The 17,524-nt window shown below is 50.3% G+C and carries 14 protein-coding genes; 12 read left to right on the top strand and 2 right to left on the bottom strand.

Annotation, left to right across the window (positions count from 1 at the left end):
* Nucleotides 1-614: 614 nt before the first annotated feature.
* The 10 genes from ACN4EG_RS19730 to ACN4EG_RS19775 all read left to right on the top strand — a co-directional run bounded on the left by ACN4EG_RS19730 (nt 615) and on the right by ACN4EG_RS19775 (nt 13,058).
* On the top strand, nt 615-989 hold the full coding sequence (locus tag ACN4EG_RS19730; protein ID WP_431631898.1) for a response regulator: 375 nt from the start codon (nt 615-617) through the stop codon (nt 987-989).
* 7 nt (nt 990-996) lie between these two features.
* A complete protein-coding gene (locus ACN4EG_RS19735) occupies nt 997-3,024 on the top strand; it encodes a response regulator (protein ID WP_431631899.1) in 2,028 nt (675 codons plus the stop codon).
* Nucleotides 3,025-3,808: 784 nt separating this feature from the next.
* Nucleotides 3,809-4,327, top strand: coding sequence for a phycocyanin subunit beta (locus ACN4EG_RS19740; protein ID WP_431631900.1), 519 nt, complete (start codon nt 3,809-3,811; stop codon nt 4,325-4,327).
* Nucleotides 4,328-4,450: 123 nt separating this feature from the next.
* Nucleotides 4,451-4,939, top strand: coding sequence for a phycocyanin subunit alpha (gene cpcA / locus ACN4EG_RS19745; RefSeq protein WP_431631901.1), 489 nt, complete (start codon nt 4,451-4,453; stop codon nt 4,937-4,939).
* A gap of 119 nt (nt 4,940-5,058) precedes the next feature.
* On the top strand, nt 5,059-5,880 hold the full coding sequence (locus ACN4EG_RS19750) for a phycobilisome rod-core linker polypeptide (RefSeq protein ID WP_431631902.1): 822 nt from the start codon (nt 5,059-5,061) through the stop codon (nt 5,878-5,880).
* Nucleotides 5,881-6,337: 457 nt separating this feature from the next.
* The gene (locus ACN4EG_RS19755) at nt 6,338-7,207 is read left to right on the top strand and encodes a phycobilisome rod-core linker polypeptide (RefSeq protein WP_431631903.1); all 870 of its coding nucleotides are present in this window, start codon (nt 6,338-6,340) and stop codon (nt 7,205-7,207) included.
* A gap of 34 nt (nt 7,208-7,241) precedes the next feature.
* Nucleotides 7,242-7,514 (top strand): phycobilisome linker polypeptide, encoded by a 273-nt coding sequence (locus ACN4EG_RS19760; RefSeq protein WP_431631904.1) that lies wholly within the window; start codon nt 7,242-7,244, stop codon nt 7,512-7,514.
* Nucleotides 7,515-7,817: 303 nt separating this feature from the next.
* On the top strand, nt 7,818-10,625 hold the full coding sequence (secA, locus tag ACN4EG_RS19765; protein WP_431631905.1) for a preprotein translocase subunit SecA: 2,808 nt from the start codon (nt 7,818-7,820) through the stop codon (nt 10,623-10,625).
* Between the two features lie 211 nt (nt 10,626-10,836).
* On the top strand, nt 10,837-11,610 hold the full coding sequence (locus ACN4EG_RS19770; RefSeq protein WP_431631906.1) for an SDR family oxidoreductase: 774 nt from the start codon (nt 10,837-10,839) through the stop codon (nt 11,608-11,610).
* A gap of 50 nt (nt 11,611-11,660) precedes the next feature.
* On the top strand, nt 11,661-13,058 hold the full coding sequence (locus ACN4EG_RS19775; RefSeq protein WP_431631907.1) for an FAD-dependent oxidoreductase: 1,398 nt from the start codon (nt 11,661-11,663) through the stop codon (nt 13,056-13,058).
* 7 nt (nt 13,059-13,065) lie between these two features.
* Here ACN4EG_RS19775 and ACN4EG_RS19780 read toward each other — a convergent pair whose 3' ends face one another.
* Both ACN4EG_RS19780 and ACN4EG_RS19785 read right to left on the bottom strand, forming a co-directional pair.
* Entirely contained in the window at nt 13,066-13,551 is a 486-nt protein-coding gene (locus ACN4EG_RS19780; RefSeq protein ID WP_431631908.1) for a 2Fe-2S iron-sulfur cluster-binding protein, read from the bottom strand.
* An 87-nt stretch (nt 13,552-13,638) separates the two neighbouring features.
* On the bottom strand, nt 13,639-14,490 hold the full coding sequence (locus ACN4EG_RS19785; protein ID WP_431631909.1) for a hypothetical protein: 852 nt from the start codon (nt 14,488-14,490) through the stop codon (nt 13,639-13,641).
* Nucleotides 14,491-14,585: 95 nt separating this feature from the next.
* On the opposite strand from ACN4EG_RS19785, the gene ACN4EG_RS19790 reads away from it, so the two are divergent.
* Both ACN4EG_RS19790 and ACN4EG_RS19795 read left to right on the top strand, forming a co-directional pair.
* The gene (locus ACN4EG_RS19790; RefSeq protein ID WP_431631910.1) at nt 14,586-15,578 is read left to right on the top strand and encodes a LysR family transcriptional regulator; all 993 of its coding nucleotides are present in this window, start codon (nt 14,586-14,588) and stop codon (nt 15,576-15,578) included.
* A gap of 211 nt (nt 15,579-15,789) precedes the next feature.
* A complete protein-coding gene (locus tag ACN4EG_RS19795; protein WP_431631911.1) occupies nt 15,790-17,247 on the top strand; it encodes a protein kinase domain-containing protein in 1,458 nt (485 codons plus the stop codon).
* Nucleotides 17,248-17,524: the final 277 nt, after the last annotated feature.

A 17,524-nucleotide genomic window follows, 5' to 3' on the forward strand; every position in this document is an offset into this window, starting at 1 on the left:
GGGGATGGAAGTGATGCACGAGCGTAATGCTCACAACTTCCCTCTGGACTTGGCATCTGGCGAGTCTGCACCTGTAGCACTGCAAGCACCTGCTATCAACGGTTAATTTTCCAAGGCTAATTCGGTTTAGCACTGGTTAGTTAATCAAAAGCCCCTACCAACTTGGTGGGGGCTTTTGGTGTATTTGGGGTTAGTTGCTGAACTAATAGGAACAACAATATTGATGTGCTACGAAGAGAACTGATGTGCTAGGAAGAGACGATCAACGATAACTTTATAAAGTTTTGTAAGGAATCTTTTCTTTGATTAGGGATTGTTTAATAAATTAATGGGTAACAAGCCAATGATTGGCATGGGATTGAATAACAGAGAGGCTATTTCACGATCGATCCATCCCTGCGGAACGATCGCTGGTTGCATGTTTGCAATCTGGCTTATTGTTTGCTTCTATGCTGCAACGATCGGAGTTTTTTGCTCCGTTTGTGTAAGTGACGTTGACGATTTATGGATGATTGCTTGGGCATTGCTGCTAAGAAATACCCAAATTTATTGCAATAAAACGGTCTTTACAGAATCTCCTAATCATGACAAAACTTCCGAAATGATCCTTCTCCATGACCATTAAGCGCGTTTTAATTATTGATGATGAAGATTCTATTCGAAAAGTCGTGCAGTTTGGTCTTCCCCTAGTGGCGGATTGGGATGTCTTGGTTGCAGGTTCCGGTAGAGAAGGCATCATTACAGCTCAGACAGAACATCTGGACGCCATTTTGCTAGATGTGATGATGCCTCAGATGGATGGACTAGCGACGTTTCGAGCCTTGCAGCAACATCCCAAAACGCAGTTTATTCCAGTCATTTTTTTGACTGCAATGGCCACCATGAGTGACCACACGACACTCAACGACTTAGGGGGCCATGGGGTGATTACCAAACCGTTTAATGCACTGGAATTAGCGGGCCAAATTACCAAGCTATTGAATTGGTAGGTTGTCGATGCGGATTTTACTAGCTGAGGATGATCCGGCAATCAGCAAACTCCTGACCCAGCGATTGCTGGAACATCATTATGCGATCGATGCGATCGCAGATGGTTTTTCCGGGTGGGAGTATGCTTCAACCTATGAATATGATTTATTGATTCTGAACGTAGAATTGCCGAAGTTAGACGGGATCAGTCTCTGTCAACGCTTACGAGCAACGGGAGATACTACCCCAATTTTATTGCTTGCAGCCCAAAATACAGCCATTGCTCGTATTACGGGACTTGATGCCGGGGCGGATGATTATGTCACCAAGCCCTTTGACGAAGCCGAACTGATTGCCCGAATTCGAGCCCTCCTCCGTCGCAGCAGCAGCAATCCGTTGCCAATCTTGATTTGGGGAGATCTGTGGCTCAATCCCAGCAATTGCGAAGTCACCTACCAAGGGCAACTCCTAAATCTCAGCGCTAAGGAATATGCTCTGTTGGAATTAATGCTGCGCGAAAGCCATCACGTTTTCAGCAATGAAGAAATTTTAGAAAGTTTGTGGTCGTCAGCGGAATTTCCCGTTGATGCAACCGTGAGATCGCACATTCGCCACCTCCGACAAAAGTTGACTGCCGTTGGTGCACCCCCAGATTTGATTTCTACGGCCCATGGTCGCGGGTATTACCTAAAACCGGTGGATGACAAATCGGTTGAAGACGGTCTCGACGAATCTTTAATGATGGCATCTCGTTCCCTGACTCCTTGGAATTCGTCACAACAGGGTTCCTTAGCCCAGGAAGATGGTCGGCACAACAGTTCCTCCCGTCCCCCGCAATTATCTACTCTACCTGCCCAGTCGGAAACAGACCCCGATCGCCCCAATCCTCAGCAACAGTACCAAACATTACTCGATCAAATTTGGCTGGAAAGCCAAGGCAAAATTCGGGAACAATTTCAAATCCTGCAAGAAGTCGTCTCAGAACTGCACAACCACGCCCTGCGCCCCCACCAACAGGAGCAAGCCAACCGGGCGGCCCATACTCTGGCCGGAACCCTAGGAACCCTCGGGCGTTTTGCAGGCATGGAAGTCGCACGCGAACTGGAACAATGGCTCCACAGTGATGTGGTCTTAGAAACGGACGATGCCAGCCATTTACAAACCCTGGTGGAACAACTGGGGCAAACCCTAGATGCGTCAGTCAACCTGTCGGAGTCTGCGATCATGACAGACTGTTTGCTGATTGTTGATCCCGATCGGCATATGCAAGAAAAATTAGCCCGCCTCGGAGTTCAACAGGGGCTCCAGACCAAAATCTTTGCTGACTTGGCGGAGGCACAGGATTGGCTGATCCAACAACAACATCCCGCCTATCCGCCCCAGGCCCGAGCCCATTGTGACTGCACCCCTACGGGCCTAATCCTAGGGTGTTGTTCTACGGTGCGCGGAGTGACCCAAGCGTCTGTGTCAGATAGCTTATCTTTTCTTAAAGAATTTACACTGCAATATCCGACTGTTCCCACGGTGGTGCTAGCGAATGTCAACACCTGTGATGAACGATTAGACATCATTCGCCACGGTGGAACCTGCATTTTGTCCCGCCTCTCTTCACCTCAAAGTATTTTGAACGCAGTCAGTGCCACCTATCAACAACGCAACTTATCCCCCGAAACTCGCATTTTGTTGGTTGATGATGATCCGATTTTGTTAAGAACTTTAACCACTCAACTCCAATCCTTGGGTCTTGCAGTGTCTACCTTGAATGATGCGCAACAATTGTGGAGTGTTTTGGAAACCGTTCAGCCCGATGCTGTGGTACTCGATATTCAGATGCCCGGTATGAGCGGCTTAGAACTCTGCCAAGTCCTGCGCAGTGACCCCCGTTGGCAACGATTGCCGATTCTCTTTTTGAGCGTTTTTGCTGATACTCGTACCCAGCACCAAGCTTTTCTAGTCGGTGCAGACGATTATCTTTGTAAACCTGTGTCGGGAATTGATTTACTCGATCGCATTTTTAATCGATTAAAACGGGTTCAAGCCTGTAACCAATCTTAAATATCTAATAGAGAGAAATTGGTTGGTGGGCTAAAACTGCAATTATTCAGACCAAAATTGTGAAGGAATACAACAAGACTCAGAAACTAATCAATAAATCTTCACGATGTGATTGCTGAATGTTACATAAATTTTCTGCTGAGAGTTTCTACTGAGGGAGCTCTCATTGAATCAAAGGTTGAATGGCTGTCAGATTAGATCCCTTCTTGAATCCCTTCTCAATCCTTGATGCTGATTGAGATAGCTACATGACAGAATAAAATTTCTCATCATTTCTGAGCGTTGATGGGACAACTTCCTGTTCCTAGCCCTTGGGAACCTGACTAGGCAAAATTATGAATTCCTACAAGAAAGAAGACCCTTTGACAAGGGATTGGGTTCACAACTATTAGACAGTCACAAATCCATAGCGCCCCAATTGGCCCAAGTGAACCGTAGCGACCGTAACAAAGTTTACAAATTTACACAATCTTTCTAATCAAATTGCACATTGATTGCACAAACGACCTGATTAAATCAAAATCACCTGGTTAAGAACCAACTTGAACTCTGAGCTCTGCCAAGTCAGAGTCCAAGCTCCTCAAGTGACTTTTTGTTAAGTTCCGTCCATAGTACCACTTTTGTGGTTCTGATTTGTATGTTTGCTCACAGTTTGAGTATTTGTTTACTCAAACGGAGTTATTAGCTAACCAAATGCGACTACGGAAATGAGAAACGGACACAAAGATGCTGGGGAGATTGGGGAGGCTAGGGTATAAACGCCTTTAAATAGGGAGAAAATTGCATGTTAGATGCATTTACAAAAGTAGTTGCTCAAGCAGATGCTCGTGGTGATTATGTTAGCGATGCTCAAATCGATGCATTGCTGGCTATGGTAAAAGATGGCCCGAAGCGGATGGATGTGGTTAACCGCATTACGGGTAATGCGTCTACGATTGTTGCGAATGCAGCTCGTGCATTGTTCGACGAACAGCCTCAACTGATTGCACCGGGTGGGAATGCCTACACCAACCGTCGGATGGCTGCTTGCTTGCGCGATATGGACATCGTTCTGCGTTATGTGACCTACGCTGTGTTCACTGGCGACGCTAGTGTTCTGGACGATCGTTGCTTGAACGGTCTGCGCGAAACCTACTTGGCTCTGGGTGTGCCCGGTGGTTCCGTTGCTGAAGCAGTTAACAAAATGAAGTCTGCTGCCATTTCAATTGCTAACGATCGCGCAGGGGTAACCCAAGGCGATTGCAGCTCCTTGATGGCTGAACTGGGTGGCTACTTCGATCGCGCTGCTGCTGCTGTCGGCTAGAAACTAACGTTTCTAACAAGGTATTCCTTATTTGGTTTACGACATTTCTGTCCAGTGATGTGATCTTGATAGGGTTAGCGCTGGACAATGTGCAAACATTTCATTAAGAGGCTTTAGTCGAGTATGAAAACTCCCCTTACCGAAGCAGTTGCTGCAGCAGATTCTCAAGGACGTTACCTCAGCTCCGTTGAACTGCAAGTTGCATTTGGTCGTTACCGCCAAGCTGCTGCTAGCTTAGAAGCAGCTAAAGCACTGAGCAGCAAAGCAAAATCCTTGGCTGATGGTGCAGCAAACGCTGTTTACCAACGCTTCCCCTACACCACCAGCATGTCTGGCAACAACTTTGCTTCGACCCAGCGCGGTAAAGACAAGTGTGCTCGTGACATCGGTTACTACATCCGTATGGTCACCTACTGCCTCATCGCTGGTGGTACTGGCCCCATGGATGACTACCTGATCGCAGGTGTTGCTGAAATCAACCGGATCTTCGACCTGTCTCCTAGCTGGTACGTTGAAGCTCTGAAGTATGTCAAGGCTAACCACGGTCTGTCTGGAGATCCTGCTGTTGAAGCAAACTCCTACATCGACTACGCAATCAACGCCCTGAGCTAAGGGTTAAACTCCTGCCCAGAATGTTGGATGGCTGTTGGTGTGGCTCAGGAAGCTGCATCGCCAGGTAGCCAATATTCTGGGCAAGCTTTTTTCTAAAGCCAATTTTTCAGGAGCTTATCATGACCAGTTCAATGACGGCTCAACAACTCGGTATTGAACCCTTTGCTTCTTCTTCGCCGACAGAACTGCGGATGAACGCGACGGAAGATGAAGTTCAAGCCGTGATTTGTGCTGCTTACCGTCAGGTGTTTGGTAATGAACATTTGATGCAGTCGGAGCGGTTAGTTGGTGCGGAATCCCTGTTGCGTCGGGGAGACATTAGTGTTCGGGAGTTTGTCCGTAGCTTGGCAAATTCAGAATTGTATCGCCAAAAGTTTTTTTATTCGACCTCGCAATTGCGATTCATTGAATTGAACTTTAAGCATTTGTTAGGTCGTGCCCCTTACAATCAAGCTGAGATTTCTGAGCATGTGAATCTCTACGTTGATCACGGTTATGAAGCTGAGATCAATTCCTACTTGGATTCCCAGGAATATCAGGCGAGTTTTGGCGATATGGTGGTTCCCTATCATCGGGGATTCAGCACCCAAGTGGGTCACACCACGATCGGGTTTAATCGATTGTTCCAACTGTATCGCGGTTATGCCAACAGCGATCGGGCCCAGGGCAATGTCCGTCGGGGCGGAGCCTTGAGTCAGGAAGTCGCGATGAACTTAGCCAGTCCCCTTCGACCAACGACCCTAGGCGGTGAGTTGACGGGCAATACTGGGGGCGATCGGAACCAACTCTATCGCATTCGAGTTAACCAAGCAGCAAGCAATCGGACAACTCAAATTCGCCGGAGTATTAGTGAATACTTGGTGCCCTATGAACAGTTGTCAGCTTCGCTACAACGGTTGAATAAACGGGGTAGCCGGATTTTGAGTATTTCCCCTGCTTAAATGGAAGTAGGTTTAAACCTCCTGCAAGTGATACTTGCGAAAGGTGAAATGATTGTGTTGTCGTAGTTTATACCGATATGATGCTAGTCAGCATAGTGCTAGTCGGTATGACACTAGTAACGATAATACTAGCGGTTCATGTTGATATTGCTACGGAATCAGTATTCAGTGATGTTTAAAGCATCATGTGCTTCAAACATCATGAATTGATTAACTATCATTCATCGTTAGTTCGCATTGCCGCTTATCAAACTGTAGTTTATCAAACCACAGCCTATCAAACCACGGCCTATCAAACCATTGATTGATGCGTTTGCTGGTTGATGCGTTTGGTAGATAAATTGCAGCTTGGTTTGTATGTTTGCTGTGAATTATATCGCGGAATGACATTGTGAGACTTGAATTGTGAGACTTGCAGTGGGTAAACCGATGAATTGTGTTTTAAGGAGAATACGCTGTGGCGATTACAACTGCTGCATCTCGTTTGGGAAGTGCACCCTTTAGTGACGCTTCTCCGATCGAGTTGCGTCCTAACTTTTCTGCAACTGACGCTAAAGTCGTAATCAATGCGATTTACCGTCAGGTTTTGGGCAATGATCACCTGATGGCCTCAGAGCGTTTGACTGCCCTAGAGTCCTTGCTGGTGAATGGCCAATTAACGGTTCGTGAGTTTGTACGTGCTTTGGCGAAGTCCGAACTCTACAAGAACAAGTTCCTCTATCCGCATTTCCAAACCCGCGTGATTGAGTTGAATTTCAAACATCTGTTGGGGCGTGCTCCCTACGATGAAGCGGAAGTGATTGAGCACCTCGATCGCTATCAAAATGAAGGCTACGATGCGGACATCGATTCCTACATCGATTCCAATGAGTACGATTCCAGCTTTGGCGACAATATCGTACCTTCCTATCGTGGTTTCTCCACCCAAACCGGCCAAAAAATGGTCGGCTTTACTCGGATGTTCAAGCTGTATCGCGGCTATGCCAACAGCGATCGCTCCCAAGTGGGGGGTGCATCGTCGCGGCTTGCTACGGAACTGGCTCGCAATTCTGCTTCGGCAGTGGTCAGTCCTTCGGGTGGTAGCAGTGGGTTCTCCTACAAAGCGGCCAATCGTAGCGTTGCCCCCAGTCGCGCATTTGCAGTTCCGATGTATGGCACTGGAAATCGGCTCTACCGCATCGAAGTATCGGGCATTTCCCTGCCTCGTTACCCCCGTGTGCGTCGGAGCAACACCGAATTTGTCGTGCCCTACGATCAACTGTCGAGTACGCTCCAACGCATCAATCAATTGGGCGGTAAAGTGGCCAGCGTAACCCTCGCTCAGTAAGTTCAGTCCTCAGCGTATTCAGGAGGTTATTCCCATGCTTGGACAATCTGTTCTCACCAGAGCCTCTGGCTCCACTTCCAATAACCGCACCTTTGTTTACGAAGTGGAAGGGCTCCGTCAGAGCGATCAAACGACACAAAATAACCACGAGATCCGCACAAGCAGCACAACCTTGATTCAGGTGCCATTCAACCGCATGAATGAAGTGATGCAGCGGGTCAACCGTCTTGGGGGCAGAATCGTGGCTATTCATGCTGGCCCCAATGTCACAGCATCCTCTGGAGAAGGCTCCCAGGGAGAGTCTTAACGGCTAATGGCCAATGTTTAGTGTTGCAAGCTTTGCAATCTAATCTCAGAGTTGCAATCTAATCTAGGTGGGAAGGATGCCTCGATCGTAGGAGCCTTCTCACCTTTACTTATTCAATCTTCAACGGGTTGATCTTCGACCGATTGAGCTTGTTCTTGTGTCTCGCTACCTGGGTGCGGTCATCTCTACCGTTCCCAAGGGAGACGAAGTGATAGGATTGAGAGACTTGGGTTTACTGTAAACTCAGGCATTTGTGCGCCATCGCATTAGAATCCACTTGATAAACGGTCACTAGTCTCCGCCATGCTGAAAGCTCTTTTGGGCGACCCCAATGCCCGTAAGCTCAAAAAGTTCCACCCGATCGTTACAGAAATCAAACTCCTAGAAGAGGAGATCGCGCCCCTGTCGGATCAGGAACTCGTGGCGAAAACGGCAGAGTTTCGGCAACGACTGGATAAGGCCAAGAACGACAACGATCGCAAGCAGCTTCTGGATGACCTGCTGCCCGAAGCCTTCGCCGTGGTCCGGGAAGCCGGGAAGCGAGTCCTGGGCATGCGTCACTTTGACGTACAGATGCTGGGCGGTATCGTTCTGCATAACGGCCAAATTGCTGAAATGAAGACCGGGGAAGGTAAAACTCTGGTTTCAACCCTGCCGGCCTATCTCAACGCGCTGACGGGGCGGGGTGTGCATGTAGTGACGGTGAACGATTACCTAGCTCGCCGGGACGCGGAATGGATGGGGCAGGTGCACCGCTTCCTCGGGTTGAGCGTGGGACTGATTCAGCAGAGCATGACCCCCGATGAACGGCGACGCAACTACGCCTGTGATGTCACCTATGCCACCAACAGTGAGTTGGGCTTTGACTATCTGCGGGATAACATGGCCACCTCGATGCAAGAAGTGGTGCAACGCCCCTTCAATTACTGCGTCATTGACGAAGTGGATTCCGTGCTGATTGATGAAGCCCGCACCCCTCTGATCATTTCCGGCCAAGTAGAACGCCCCACGGAGAAATATATGGGTGCGGCAGAAGTGGCCTTACGGATGCAGAAAGACGAGCATTATGAAGTTGATGAAAAGCAGCGCAACGTTCTCTTGACCGATGAAGGCTTCATCGAAGCGGAGCAACTGCTGGATGTCAAAGACCTGTTTGATCCCAAGGATCCCTGGGCGCATTACATCTTCAATGCCATCAAGGCGAAAGAACTGTTCATCAAAGATGTGAACTACATCGTCCGCAATGACGAAATCGTGATTGTGGATGAGTTTACTGGACGGGTGATGCCGGGGCGGCGCTGGAGTGATGGTTTGCACCAAGCGATCGAAGCCAAGGAACGGGTGGAAATCCAAAACGAAACCCAAACCTTGGCCAGCATTACCTACCAAAACTTCTTCCTGCTGTATCCCAAACTGGCTGGGATGACGGGAACCGCTAAAACGGAAGAAGCGGAATTTGAAAAAATCTACAACCTGGAAGTGACGATCATTCCGACGAACCGCACCCGGCAGCGGAAGGATCTGTCCGATGTGGTTTACAAAACCGAGCCCGCCAAATGGCAGGCGATCGCCCAGGAATGCGCCGAAATGCACGAAAGTGGGCGACCTGTGCTCGTAGGTACCACCAGTGTGGAAAAATCGGAATTGCTATCCGGCCTGCTGGCAGAACTGCGGGTGCCCCATAACCTGCTGAACGCCAAACCCGAAAACGTAGAACGGGAATCGGAAATTGTTGCCCAAGCCGGACGCAAAGGCCAAGTCACGATCGCGACGAACATGGCCGGTCGGGGAACGGACATTATCCTGGGTGGAAACTCCGACTACATGTCCCGGTTGAAAATTCGGGAATACTTCATGCCCCGCATCGTTGCGCCGGAAGATGACATGGACTTTGCGGGACAGGGCTTTGTCCCCGGTGGCCGCGACGGGGGACAGGGTTTTGGGGCAGGACGCAAGGTGAAAACCTGGAAAGCTAGCCCAGAAATTTTCCCGATCCAAATTTCTAAGGAAGCGGAAGATCTGCTGCGAACTGCCGTCGATCTAGCCGTCAAGGAATATGGTGAGCGCAGCCTGCCGGAACTGGAAGCGGAAGATAAGATCGCGACAGCAGCGGAAAAAGCCCCAACGGAAGATCCGGTGATCCAAGCGCTGCGGAAGGCTTATAAAAAGATTCGCGGTGAGTACGATAGTTTCACCGATCGCGAGCACGAGGAAGTCGTTAGTCTCGGTGGTCTGCATGTGATTGGGACAGAACGGCACGAGTCTCGTCGGATCGATAACCAATTGCGCGGTCGGGCTGGGCGTCAGGGTGACCCTGGTACCACGAAGTTCTTCCTGAGTTTGCAGGATAACCTCTTGCGGATTTTTGGGGGCGATCGAGTCGCCGGATTAATGAACGCCTTCCGTGTGGAAGAAGACATGCCGATCGAGTCGGGGATGCTGACGCGATCGCTGGAAGGGGCACAGAAGAAGGTTGAAACCTACTACTACGACATCCGGAAGCAGGTCTTTGAGTACGACGAAGTGATGAACAACCAGCGGAAAGCCATTTACGCTGTGCGTCGTCGGGTGCTCGAACAACAGGATCTGAAGGAGCTAGTGATTGAATACGCAGAACGCACGATGGATGACATTGTGGAGGCGTACATCAATCCCGAACTCCCTTCGGAAGAGTGGGAACTGGACAAGCTGGTTTCCAAAACCCAAGAGTTTGTCTACCTCCTGGCTGACCTGAAGCCCGAGCAATTAATCGACCTGTCCATGGCCGAAATTAAAACCTTCATGCATGAGCAGGTTCGCATTGCCTATGATCTCAAGGAAGTAGAAATTGACCAGCTCCAACCCGGTCTGATGCGGCAAGCAGAACGGTTCTTCATTCTGCAACGGATTGATACCCTCTGGCGGGAACACCTGCAAGGGATGGACGGTCTGCGGGAATCGGTCGGTCTGCGGGGTTATGGCCAAAAGGATCCCTTGATTGAATACAAGAGTGAAGGGTATGAGTTGTTCTTGGAAATGATGATCAACATTCGCCGCGATGTGGTGTACTCGTTGTTCCAATTCAATCCCCAACCCCAAGCAGAAGTGGAAGAAACTTCTGAAGTGGTGTAGTTCTCCAAAATTTGCACGTTTTTTTCTTCATCCCTCTCCAGCACTGGTAGAGGGATTTTTTAGTCGCCTTTTTTGAAATCCTCGATCGCCATCGAACCATGGACATTGGGCAAAAGCCCGCTGGGATTCTAGTCAGTTGACTTTTGGGAAATCGTGGGTTGGTATGATCGACAATGGTTGATGATTAACAACACAAATTTCCCCCAGATTTATGGCGTTGAAACAGGTTTTAGTCACCGGGGCCACCGGGCGAACAGGAGCCCTCGTTTTGCAAAAGCTTTTGCAACATCCCGAGGAATTAAATGCCTTTGGCTTTGCCCGATCGCAGACCAAAGCGCAGGATCTTTTTGGCAGTGTCGATCGCTTCTTTTTTGGGGATATCAAAGCGCAGGATACCCTTGCACCTGCCCTTGCGGGTTGCCACTGCTTAGTGATTCTGACCAGTGCGACCCCTCGTATGAAAGCCCCACCTGCCCCCGGAGAACGCCCAGAATTTGAATTTGAAGCCGGGGGAATGCCGGAAGAAGTGGATTACCAGGGACAGATTAACCAAATTGACGCCGCGATCGCCGCTGGTGTACAGCACATTGTTCTGGTTGGCTCCATGGGCGGCACCCAGGAAAACCATCCCCTCAACAAGCTGGGACAGGGCAACATTTTGATTTGGAAACGCAAGGCTGAAGCGTACTTAATCGACTCCGGCATTGACTATACGATTATTCGCGCTGGGGGCTTGTTGGATCAACCGGGTGGGGTGCGGGAATTGCTGGTGGGGAAAGACGATGTCCTCCTGACCCAAGCCCCCAACAGCATTCCGCCCTCCATCCCTCGCGCAGATGTGGCGGAAGTGGTGGTGCAGGCGATTCGTTGTCCTGCTGCCAGAAATAAAGCCTTCGATGTGATTTCTAAACCCGAGAACGATGCCACCGCGATCGTCACGACGGATTTTGCCGAACTGTTTGCCCACACCACAGCGGGGCTGTAGTCTCAAACCCCACTGAGACCTTAGTCACAGAGTCTCTAGGCAGGTGCTCTATGCAAGTTGTCATTATCGGGGCGGGGCCAGCCGGGTTACTGCTTGCCCATCGGTTGCTCAATCGATCGCCCCACTACCAAATCACGATTTACGATCAGCGTAGTGATCCGCGCTTGGCCGATTCCTTAGCGAATTCATCAGCAAATTCAGCCGATCGCGCTTTTGTCATTAGTCTGACGGAGCGAGGTCAGGCTGTTCTCCAGACGATCGACGGTCTGTGGCCAGCGGTGCGCCAACGGGGTGTAGAAATTCGCCAAACAGGTGTGTATTCCCAAAAAAGTCAGCAATGGAAGGTGTTTCAGCGCAGTTCCGATCCAGAAAAATTTAGTCTGCTGATCAATCGCAATCACCTATGCATTGCCCTGTTGGAAACCCTAGAGCAAGACTCGGGAAAATACTCCGATCGCTCGGTCAAAATCGTCTTTAACGCCACTTGCCGCGAGATCAATCTCAGGCAACGGCAACTGACGATCGTTGATGCTGAGCAGCAAATTTTGCGGCAATCCTATGATTTATTAGTTGGTGCCGATGGCATCCATTCCGGAGTACGCAATGCCTGCCTGAAACAACCGGGTTTCGACTTTCAACAGTCCTATTTCAATGCCGTTTGGAAAGTCATGCATGTCCCCCGACCAGCGGAATTTTCCAGCGATACTTCTTACTTTTTCCGCCAAGTTCTCTCCGCTCCAGCCCAACCGCCCAATCAACTCTCCGGTGCGGCGATTCCTGAATTAGACGATCGTCTCTGCGTTCTGATGTTTTGGCAGCAAGCTTCCGATGGCACGATCGGCAATCCCCCCGGAATTCAGAGTCCGCAGGATTTCCAAAAACAAGTGGCTGAGCATTGGTTGCCCGGTTTGGAGATTGCCGATGCCACAGCCCAAGCCTGGTTCGACCAGCGCCCCTCCAGCATTGTCGAAACCCGCTGTAGTCGTTACCATGACACCCTCGGCCAAGTGGTGCTGATTGGGGATGCCGCCCACGGCATGTCCTCTGCCCTGGCCCAGGGGTGCCAAGCGGCCTTTGCCGATGTCATGGCCCTCGATCGGCTGTTACAAAGCGAAGCCGATCATCTGCCCACAATCCTCTCCCAATATTCCGCCCAGCAGGTGAAGGAAGGCCATGCCATCACCGACTTGAATGCCCATCTGCGGCCCCAGGCTGGATGGCTAGCCTTCCTGTTCAACGTTTCTATGGGCTTGCAAAGTAAATTCAGCCGTTGGTTTCCCGGTTGGGTCAGTCCGCCTCTATTTGCCCTGCTGGCCCAACCGGAAATTTCCTACGCTGAAATTGCCCACCGTTTTCGCTTCTGGATTCGTCTGATTCGCTGGTCGAACCAGCAGTACAAATCCCGGTTGGAATCCCGGCAGGCGTCCCACGCTCAAGCCCAACGCTAGGAACGCACTACATGCCAGACGAGTTGGCAAAATAGTCGCCCATGCTGAAGCTGTTGTTATCTTCGATCGCCTTCAGGGTCGATCGGGTAATTAATTTTCCAGTTTCCACCAGCACCTTACCCGTTAACGGGTGCAGTAAATCCTGCTCTGCCCGCCGACCAATTAAGTCTTCAATATCCTTAATCGAATTGATATACATCCCCGGCGGCAGTTCCACCACCACCCCGTTATCCATGACTCTAGCTTGGCAGGCCAGACGAGAATTGGGCTGACAGGACGTAATCACTTCTAAGGTTCGCTGTTCCCGGCGATTCATCACAGAGAGCTTATCCATGCCATCTTTGACGTAAATGTGGCAGGTGGCACACATCCCTCGTCCCCCACATTCCCGCAATACATCTAAATCTTTGCTAATCAGTACTGAGAGGAGATTCCCGTTCGTTTCAACGGAGGTTTCTTGGGAAATTGGTTCAAGACGCACAACTTTGGCCATGGGAGTCTCCTGGAATTTACGGTGCTAATTTTAAGAAATGTAAATTTAGGTCGGCAATCTTAGGTCAGCAATCTTAGGTCAGCAATCTCAAATCAACCAGCGGAATTGTGCAGAAATACTTGGACTCTGCTGTTTTGCCAGAAGTGGGAAGTCTCGAATAATTCGAGAACATTGGCTGATAAAAGCCTTAGCCCACTGCTGCATATCGTTGATTTCAGCTTCACTCATTGGTTGGGTGACCTGCTTAGGATCCCCTGTAAAACTGAGATGAGCCGATCGATCGATCGAGAACTGTTGCAGCCAAGGCACATCAGGCCGCGATCGCGACAGATGGTTCGCAATAATAGCGTTCCCCAAATATTGCGTTGCAATCTGGCTCAGGTCATTAAAGGCTGAAAGTTGATCCTGTAAACAAATAACGTCTGGAGCAATGGGTGGGGCTGGCGCAGGAGCCGATGCAGCGGCAGCAACAGACTGGGGCTGGGCAGCTGAGGTCGGGGAGGGACTCGTCGTTTGCGAGGGAACTTCAGGGGTGCCTGCTGCGGCGATGGAGGGCGCAGAGGGAAGGACTTGCTCGGCAATCTCACGGAACTCAGCGATCGTGCCTTCATGGCTGGTTTGCACCCAATCCAAGAGGGGAGCCACCATGACCTGATAATCTTTCAGCTTCAGTTCGGGTTGGGTCAGAATCAAAATCGTAGCGGTATTAATAAATCGATAAATATGGATCCGATAGGTCTGAAACTGTAATTCAAACTCCCTAACGGCCTCCGGCATCGTTGACAAGATTTGTCTTAATCCGTGTTCCAGAACTGTGGTTTGCTGGAGATGGAAAGGAGTTTCAATGCCACAGAAATAGAGTGGAGACTGTTTATCTAATAAAGCAATCCCCAGAATTCCTGGTACATTCAGAAAATCCTTCACAACCTCTGGTTTCATACCGCTGTTACGTTTTGTTGCATTCATTAGCTACACAGCCCATCGCTCCGATATGAAATCAACGGGATCGCTTCCTTACCCCCCTTTGACCCGATATGTCTGACCTTCCTTTTACGCTGGATCAGTTACGTATTCTCAAGGCGATTGCCGCTGAGGGTAGCTTTAAGCGTGCAGCCGACAGTTTGTATGTATCTCAGCCAGCGGTCAGCTTGCAGGTACAAAACCTAGAACGTCAACTGGATGTTCCGTTATTCGATCGGGGTGGGCGGCGGGCCCAACTGACCGAAGCTGGCCATTTACTCCTTAATTATGGAGAGAAAATTCTGACTTTGTGCCAGGAGACCTGTCGAGCCTTAGAAGACTTGCAGAATTTGCAAGGGGGAACGCTGATCATCGGAGCCAGTCAAACCACTGGGACCTATCTTCTGCCCCGAATGATTGGCCTGTTCCGTCAGAAATATCCTGATGTTGCCGTACAGTTGCATGTTCATTCCACCCGACGAACCTCTTGGAGTGTCTCTAATGGACAAATCGATCTAGCCATCATTGGCGGAGAAGTTCCTCCAGAACTGCAAGACTCCCTTGACATTATTCCCTACGCTGAAGACGAACTCGCACTGATCCTGCCTCCATCCCATCCCCTCGCGCGCTTGACCGTGATTCAAAAAGAGGATCTCTATCGCCTGCAATTTATTGCCCTGGATTCCCAATCCACCATTCGCAAGGTAATTGACCAAGTCCTAGCTCGCTGGGGGATTGAGACGCGACGGCTCAAAATTGAGATGGAACTGAACTCCATAGAGGCCATTAAAACAGCGGTGCAATCGGGGTTGGGGGCTGCATTTCTTTCGTTGTCTGCGATCGAAAAGGAACTACAAATGGGGATCCTGCACCGAGCTCCGATCGAAGGTGTGGAAGTGCGGCGCATGCTGTCGGTGATTATTAACCCCAACCGCTATCGATCGAAGGCCGCCGCTGCCTTTTGCAAGGAAATTTTGCCGCAGTTCACCAGTTTACCCGTCAATTTTGACAAGCGGGATAAAGCCTTTGTCGCAGAAGTGGTGGCGAGTGAGGAGATTGATAGCTAGAGGAAACCGTTGCTGGTGGGGCGGAGCCAACCCCCTCTCAACTGGGATGGCCTCATTCTGGGATGGCTTGATTGGGAGACATCGCGCGTTCTAGGGGAAGACTGCTGTCCAACCTGTGGGGTACGGTAGAAGGGAGGTCGATCGACCTCCCTTTTAAGACGCTCCAGTCAACAGGACAGGGGAGTCTCTTGCTAACTTCCGGATTGCTGCTATGGAACTGTATTGCACCCGACCGGGTTGTCAGCGCCCACAGAATTTTTTTAGTGAACTGAAGGATCCGGGCGTTCTGAAAGCGACCCGGCAAAAGTTTTGCACCAGTTGCGGGATGCCGTTGATTTTGGCCGATCGCTATCTGCCGGAAAAACTGCTGGGACAGGGAGGCTTTGGGGCGGCCTATCTGGCCCGCGATCGCTACACACCGGGGATGCGGCGCTGCGTGGTCAAACAGTTCAAACCAGCGGCCCAACTCAACCCCAGTCAACTGCAACTGGCCCATGATCTGTTTGTGCGCGAGGCTGAAATTTTAGAAAAAATTGGCCAAGACCATTTTCAAATTCCTGACCTGTATGCCTTTTTTGATTTAGATGTCCCAGGATCCAGTCCCGGTACTACGGAAACCTATTTCTACCTGGTTCAGGAATACATTGACGGCGAGGATTTAGAGCAGGAACTCCGACGGCGGGGGGCATTTTCTGAGGCAGAGGTTCTGGAAGTCCTGAAGTCCATGCTGGAGGTTCTCAGTTTTGTCCATGAGGGCAATACGATTCACCGGGATATCAAACCGTCCAACATCATGCGGAGTCGCAAAGGTCGGCTGTATCTCCTCGACTTTGGAGCCATTAAGGTAGCCGCTGCCAGTCCTGCCAACCCTGGCCAAAAAGCTTCAACCAGTATTTTTTCGCCCGGTTATGCGCCACCGGAACAGATGGCAGGGGGCGAGGTCTTTTTCTCAACGGACTTATATTCCCTAGCCGTCACGTGCTTGGAATTGTTGACGGGGAAGCCCCCCACCGCGCTCTACGACGCCAGCACCAATTCTTGGCAATGGCAGTCCTATGTCAGCATCAGTGAACCTTTGGTGGCGATTTTGCGCAAGATGTTGCAACATTCTCCCAGCGATCGCTACTGGTCTGCGGCGGAGGTTCTGTTAGCCCTAGAACCCCGGCAAAAACCGTCCCAGGTGATGCCCCCGCCCCCGATGCCAGCGACCCCCTCGACTACGGCTCTCCAAACCCCCCCGCCCCCTGCTCCCGCTCCGGCTCCATCTCGATCGCCCGTAGCCCAGAAATCGGCTGCTCAATCAACGCCAGCGATCGTGCCCAGTGCTCCGTCTCGATCGATCTTGGCAATTTTGGGGAGTGCGGCATTTACGGGCTTTGAGGGTGGGTTGTTGGCGATCGTGCTCTATCGGTTGCCGTTACCGATTCCGTTGGAAGCACGGGCGATCGTTTGGCTAGCATTAGCACTAATTTTGGTCTTTCTGCAATATCGCCGCACGATCGAGAAAGTTGATTTGGTAATTATTGCGGCATTGACGGGAGGCTTAGTTTGGTGGTTTTTGCGTCCAGTTTTGGTGTACTGGATGGGGGCGTTGCTATTGGCAGGGGGCTGCCTGATTGTGACGATTATCTTTTTGCTGATCTATCGTTTGATGTCTGTTTTCTTTTAAAGCCCTAGCGTTTGAAATTTTTTTTGGGAGGGTCATTCCTGGGCAGCTATTCCCGTTTGCATTGATTCTGAATAATTGCCGAATTGTAGATGACTGCTGGATTGCAGAGGTCTAAAGTAATGGGGCGACGGTTAAAACGAATGCAGGATGCGATCGAACCATCCTGGTAAGATCAAATGCATTCTGGAACCCGTGCAAACCGCCTGAATGAGATTCAGCATCCGTTGTTTCGCAAGCATCAGGTGTCTTGCATAGGTTTCTGCATCACTGAACTAGC

It is taken from the genome of Alkalinema pantanalense CENA528, from assembly GCF_050753345.1.
Classification (GTDB): domain Bacteria; phylum Cyanobacteriota; class Cyanobacteriia; order Leptolyngbyales; family Leptolyngbyaceae; genus Alkalinema; species Alkalinema pantanalense.

Excerpts from the sequence above, each read along its gene's own strand:
- ACN4EG_RS19730 (WP_431631898.1), top strand. The coding sequence starts at position 615 with ATGACCATTAAGCGCGTTTTAATTATTGATGATGAAGATTCTATTCGA.
- ACN4EG_RS19735 (WP_431631899.1), top strand. The coding sequence starts at position 997 with ATGCGGATTTTACTAGCTGAGGATGATCCGGCAATCAGCAAACTCCTG.
- ACN4EG_RS19740 (WP_431631900.1), top strand. The coding sequence starts at position 3,809 with ATGTTAGATGCATTTACAAAAGTAGTTGCTCAAGCAGATGCTCGTGGT.
- cpcA (WP_431631901.1), top strand. The coding sequence starts at position 4,451 with ATGAAAACTCCCCTTACCGAAGCAGTTGCTGCAGCAGATTCTCAAGGA.
- ACN4EG_RS19750 (WP_431631902.1), top strand. The coding sequence starts at position 5,059 with ATGACCAGTTCAATGACGGCTCAACAACTCGGTATTGAACCCTTTGCT.
- ACN4EG_RS19760 (WP_431631904.1), top strand. The coding sequence starts at position 7,242 with ATGCTTGGACAATCTGTTCTCACCAGAGCCTCTGGCTCCACTTCCAAT.
- secA (WP_431631905.1), top strand. The coding sequence starts at position 7,818 with ATGCTGAAAGCTCTTTTGGGCGACCCCAATGCCCGTAAGCTCAAAAAG.
- ACN4EG_RS19770 (WP_431631906.1), top strand. The coding sequence starts at position 10,837 with ATGGCGTTGAAACAGGTTTTAGTCACCGGGGCCACCGGGCGAACAGGA.
- ACN4EG_RS19775 (WP_431631907.1), top strand. The coding sequence starts at position 11,661 with ATGCAAGTTGTCATTATCGGGGCGGGGCCAGCCGGGTTACTGCTTGCC.
- ACN4EG_RS19780 (WP_431631908.1), bottom strand. The coding sequence starts at position 13,551 with ATGGCCAAAGTTGTGCGTCTTGAACCAATTTCCCAAGAAACCTCCGTT.
- ACN4EG_RS19785 (WP_431631909.1), bottom strand. The coding sequence starts at position 14,490 with ATGAAACCAGAGGTTGTGAAGGATTTTCTGAATGTACCAGGAATTCTG.
- ACN4EG_RS19790 (WP_431631910.1), top strand. The coding sequence starts at position 14,586 with ATGTCTGACCTTCCTTTTACGCTGGATCAGTTACGTATTCTCAAGGCG.
- ACN4EG_RS19795 (WP_431631911.1), top strand. The coding sequence starts at position 15,790 with ATGGAACTGTATTGCACCCGACCGGGTTGTCAGCGCCCACAGAATTTT.